The following is a 4,194-nucleotide window of genomic DNA, read 5'->3' as shown; positions in this document are numbered from 1 at the left end:
TATTGTCATTGGTTGCAAAAGCTATCCTGCTGGTGTGACTTAGGTCGGGGTTATTCAAATTCGGCTGCCAGGTATCGCCCGGAGCGCCCCGCTCCGTTACACGGTTCAGCGGCGATGGCTCGTATACAGTCAACGCGTAGGGGGTGGTGATGTGCGGAATGGCACCTGCAAGCTGCGTTTGGGTCGCGGGAGTTCCCGAGGGGTTGTAAAAATTACTTAGCTCGGAGGTGGCAGTCGATTTGTAGCTTCCGTCGGCCGTAGACGAGGCGTAGGGCAAGTACTTTTGCGCCTCCCTGCCGTACGCATCGTAAACCTCCGGCAGCACGATGTCGCTGGCCCCGGTCGCGCTTCCCCTTACCTGCACCGCCTGAAGAGAGCGGCCAAGGCCATCAAAGTATTGGACGGATATCTCCTCGTTCATCTTGTCCGACGATGCAGAAGCTACCAGCGCGTCCGTCGTCAAACCGGGTATCCGCGGCACGTATGTTGCGATATAATTCTGACCCTGGCTCAGGTTAAGTGCCCCCGCGCTGTTTACCTTCATCGTCAAGCTTGCCGACCCCGTGCTGACAGTGTTGTAGGCTTTGATGTTGTATACCGCCTGCGCGGTCACGGCAGTTGGTGTGCCGCTGATGACGCCCGTTGTGCCGTTCAGCGACAGGCCAGCGGGTAATGCAGGGATTACCGTATAGGGTGTAGCCACTATCTTGCGCACCAGGTTCGCGGTTAGGTCGCCAATATACAGCAGGCCACCCGCGTCCGCGGCTATTGCGAACGGCAGGTTGAACGTTGCGGCAGTCCCGGCACCGTTCGCGCTGCCTTGCGCGCCCGTCCCCGAAAGCGTGGTTACGTTACCGGCAGGCGTCACCTTGCGTATCCTGTTATTACCCTCGTCCGTCACGTACAGATTGCCTGCCTTATCAATGGTAAGTCCCGTGGGCGAGCTGAATTGCGCCGCTGTGCCCGCTCCATCCGAGTATCCCGCTGTGCCGCTTCCGGCAAGCGTCGATACGAGCCCCGATGGGGTGATTTTCCGTATCCTGGCCCCGACGCGGTCTGCAACGTACACGTTTCCCGCCCCATCAGTAACCACGCTGAACGGCTGGTTGAAGCTTGCAGCAGTGCCCTGACCGTCTGCCGAGCCGGCAGCTCCGCTCGGGCTTCCCGCAAAGATTGTTACTGTTCCGCCGGCTATTTTCCTGATCAGGTTATTGTAGGTGTCTGCCACGTACACGTTTCCTGATCCGTCGAGCGCGATACCGCAAGGATACTTGAAAACTGCGCTGGCGGCTGCAACGGCACCGGTGTTGATTCCCTGGCTCCCGTTACCGGCAAATGTCGATACCGAGCCCGATGGCGTAATCAGACGGATCACATTATTGTCCTCGTCTGCCACATAAATATTCCCCGAGGCGTCAGAAGCCAGGCCTACCGGATGGTAGAAGCTGGCCGACGTGCCTGTCGCGTTGTTGACAAAGCCCTGAGCATAGTTGCCTGCGAATATACTTACCTGCCCGGCGGGCGTGATCTTCCGAATGATATGCGATCCCGCCTCCGCGATGAAGATGTTGCCGGAGGGGTCAACCGTTGCACCAAGGGGCTGGTTAAAGCTTGCAGCCGTGCCCTGACCGTCTGTTGAGCCGGCGCTGCCCGTGCCGGCAAATGTGCCTGTTTCGCCCGGAGCTGATACCGCGCCCCCGGTTACGGTAGGCGCAAGCGGCGAAATCGCGGCAGCGACACTATAGGTCTGGGGGCCGGCATAACTGATTGACACCGGAGACACGATGCTGACGTTCAGCGAAAATGCTATCGTACCTGTATTGGTCGAATACCCCTCCGCGACAACGTAATAGGTCCCCGGTGACAGGTTCGACATACTCAGAGAAGACTGCGTGCCGCTACAGGCCGGACCGTTGTCGTCATTGCTTGCGATTTCCGTGCCACCGCTGTTCAGTAAATGCAAATAGGTGTCGAAGTTGCTTCCGCAAAGCGATATTATAACGGTATTGGTAGCTCCCCCTATTGTAAAGCTGTACCATACGTCGTTCGACGACTGCCCAAAGTTATTGGTGTATCCACTGCCGGTGCCATTGCTCCTGCTATCCGTATAGCCTCCCGACGCCCCGTAGCTTCCGGCGCTGATCGCGTTGCTCATCGAATAGCCGGGAAGCTGGCAAAGCCCCCGTGTGCTTATTCCTGCCATTAGTAGCAGCAGGCAAAATATCTTTTTCATGCGTTAAGGTTCTGGTAATAATATTCGTTTAGCGGTTTACTTTGGTAATGGTATCCCGCTTCCAGGTGCGCTTCCGTTCCGTCGTGGGTATGATGAGGCTGCGCTGGCTTTCCGGCAGCAGCTGCTCCAGCTTACGGTTCTTCTCGCTCAAAAGCGAATCGATGGCTATACGCCGCTGGGCCTCCGTCAGGCTGAGATTGCCCGTTACCTGGCTCACCGCTTGTTTGTAAAGTCCCTGTATCTCGCTAACCTGCCGCGCGGTCGCCGTATCCGTGTTTAACAGATGCCGGTAATAGTTAAAAGCCCTCCGCTTAATGCTGTCCGGCTGCTGCCCATAGCTCATGCTTGTAAACGTGGCCATTATTGCTACAAGGGCCGTACTTATCCTGATTTTCTTCATCTTTAATTTTCTTTATTGTCCCTGGNTCGTATTCGTAATAGGTAACCATCCCTTTGGCATCGGTGCTGCTTGTCATGCCGATTAGTGGATCGTAGGTATATGTTGTCATCTGTGCTGACGACGGATAGAAACGCACATCGTCAATCTGGGCGTTCAACGCAGGCGAGGCGCCGATTGTATAAGTGCTGCCAGTAACTGTCACCGGCGTAACTACCAGCGACCAAAGCGAGCCGCTTTTCTGCCAATAGCTCAAGGTATAACTCCCCGCGTCCAGCCCCGTAAGCGCCCGCGTATATGTTCCGGTATGGCTGTAGTGCCCCGTCCTGCTGTCGTTGATCGCGCTGTTTCCGCTGCCTTCCTCGAAGCCATCAAAAAACACGTCATTCACATTGGACGTGTTTACCTTAGCTATGGGGTAAGCCGCATTGTACCCCCACTGGTAAGCCGCGGCCGGGTTCCCGAAGATGTTCACCTGGTTGGGGTTGCCAAATGTATAGTTGAAAGTTGCCTTCTCGTTGTATCCGGGGTCTTTCACCACCGAATAGTTATCCGAACCGGTGGCGGTATAGGCGAAACTGGCCGGGGGCGTCAAAAAGTCTGTCTTGCTGATCCTGGAAAGGTAAATCTGATTCTGAGACGCGGGGAAATAATTGTAGGTATAAAGCGTCGAGCTTAATACGCTGCCGTTTTTCAATGCGGTGGTCTCAACAGGCTGAAAATCATTTTGAACCCGCATCGCAATCAGGGGCTTAAGATCGGGCCCGACACTGTTCACGGACGACGCGAGTTGAGCGCCATAGGTGTTGCCGGTCCCTGTAAAGTTGGCGATGCGGTAATTGTTAAAGTCCTCGCGCTTGTGCACCAGCCCGATAGTATAGTCAAACCAGGCGATGCGCTGGCAGCCTACGCTTCCGGAGCAGCTCGATATGCTGGAGTTGAACGTATTGTTGACCGCGTTAAGCTGCGTCTGATAGTTGGCCAGTCCATCGCTCATTCCGTCCACGCTGGAAAGCCGGTAGTCCGCAACGTACCTGTAACGGGTTTCCATCACGTCCCCGGCCGAGGTGGTAATCAACTTCCTGGTGAGCTGGTGGTGGTAGGGGCTGTCGAAGTAAGCATCCTCCTGGGTCGTAACGGTTCCGTTGCTCGTGTACAGGTTCTTAACCGACGTTCCCTTTACTTTCCGGCCCGTTTTCTGGTCATACCAGGTAAAGAAGGACGGCGTGCCGCTGCTCATCGGCGTGCCTACGATGACGAAAGCCGGCGTGGTCAGAGGATTGTCCTGGTAGTCGGACGTAAAGGATTCGTCGTCTAACAGCGTTCCGCTTTCGGTATAGTCCGCCTTGTATTGCAGCTGCCCCCGTTTAAAGTAATTGGGCTCGGGCGCTGACGGAAAGTTGGGGATGTCGGAGGTGCAGGTGTTCGGCGTCGTTACAATGCTGCGGTTCACAATGTCGTCGCGGCTGATGTCGTTCTCGCCGTCGGTATTGAACATCGATACGCTGTATCCCCTGCCCGTTTGCGCCACGGTAACCTTTTTGTAGCCGATGTGGCTGCCCTG

At 55.9% G+C, this 4,194-nt stretch carries 2 protein-coding genes; both read right to left on the bottom strand.

The window, feature by feature from the left end; genetic code table 11:
* The coding region (locus tag QWZ17_RS02650) for a DUF6443 domain-containing protein (RefSeq protein WP_290303339.1) at window positions 1–2,233 on the bottom strand (2,233 nt) is incomplete at its 3' end.
* 28 nt (window positions 2,234–2,261) lie between these two features.
* Window positions 2,262–2,576: a hypothetical protein gene (locus tag QWZ17_RS02645; protein WP_290303338.1), complete on the bottom strand. Its 315-nt coding sequence runs from the start codon at window positions 2,574–2,576 to the stop codon at window positions 2,262–2,264.
* Window positions 2,577–4,194 lie beyond the last annotated feature (1,618 nt).

The organism is Mucilaginibacter flavus, from assembly GCF_030409315.1.
Lineage (GTDB): Bacteria > Bacteroidota > Bacteroidia > Sphingobacteriales > Sphingobacteriaceae > Mucilaginibacter > Mucilaginibacter flavus.
The sequence above is the reverse complement of the archived record's forward strand: the minus strand, read 5'-3'. Positions and strand labels throughout refer to the sequence as shown.

What these genes read in the sequence shown, in the direction of transcription:
- QWZ17_RS02645 (WP_290303338.1), bottom strand. Translation starts at nt 2,576, where the DNA reads ATGAGCTATGGGCAGCAGCCGGACAGCATTAAGCGGAGGGCTTTTAAC.